The 1,048-nt window shown below is 61.9% G+C and carries 1 protein-coding gene; it reads left to right on the top strand.

Annotation, left to right across the window (positions count from 1 at the left end):
* Positions 1-462: 462 nt before the first annotated feature.
* The coding region (locus ASG00_RS14495; protein ID WP_156456233.1) for a DEAD/DEAH box helicase family protein at positions 463-1,048 on the top strand (586 nt) is incomplete at its 3' end.

Genomic DNA, 1,048 nt, shown 5'->3' with positions numbered 1-1,048 from the left:
CGCGACCGCGGACAACAGGACGACTCTCATAACGACTGGACCTACGAAACGGGGTCAGCCCAACTGGAGCTCCGGCGAGGAAGGGAGCTCTCGTACAATCGACGCCCGGCCCCCGATAAGCACGGGAACGAGGTGGATCTCGATCTGATCGAGCAAGCCTGCAGTGATCGCGCCCCGCGCCGTCGCGGCGCCGTGCAGCAGCACGCCCTTGTCACGGCGGCGTCTGCCGCGTCCCGGAAGGCACCCGCGATGTCATGCATCGTGTGGTGACGAGTGGCATGGATGGATTCCAGGGATGCGACGCGCCCTTGTGGAAAGCGGCACATAGTTCAACCGGCCGTTCGCGAAGTCATCGCGGAGGGGTTGAATTGGGGCTTCTCGAATCGCGGTGCACCCCTCAAGACTTGAGGCATTCGCGTGCGCCGACGCTCGCCTTGTGGGCACCCTCGCTAGGGTGTGCCCATGCTTCGGGTCTCGCATTACGAGAGTGACTACGTCGATTTCTCATTGTTACGAAGGCCGGGAGATCCTAGCTGGCGGCGCCCGCAGGTTGGTGCGCTATCGGCGATCTCCAGTCAGTGGACTCTTGAACCGGAAGAGCGATTGCTGGTCTCGATCCCGACTGGGTCGGGAAAGACCGCAATAGCAACCGCGCTTCCGTATCTGGCGCGGGCAAAGAGGACGCTTGTTGTTGTGCCCAGCAAAGAGCTCAGGAGTCAGCTAAGTGCTGCCTTTCGGAGCCAACAGGATCTCCTAAACGTGGGTGCGCTCAATCGTGCGAGCCCAGGGCCCATTGTGGAAGAAGTGACGGGACGCCGCATCGACTGGGCTCGCTTGCAGCAGATCGACGTTGTGGTGGCACTTCCGAACTCGATCAGCCCAGAACACATGGAGGAAGCAGAACTTCCAGACCCCGAGCTGTTCGATCTCCTCATCATCGACGAAGCCCATCACGCGCCTGCGAAGACTTGGCGCGCGATCCTGGATCATTTTCCGTCTGCGCGCGCAGTCCTGCTCACGGCGACACCCCGCCGAGCTGACGGCAAAC

The sequence above is a fragment of the Microbacterium sp. Leaf351 genome (assembly GCF_001423825.1).
Taxonomy (GTDB): Bacteria; Actinomycetota; Actinomycetes; order Actinomycetales; family Microbacteriaceae; genus Microbacterium; species Microbacterium ginsengisoli.
Note: the sequence above shows the minus strand (reverse complement) of the source record. Positions and strands in the feature narration are given on the sequence as shown.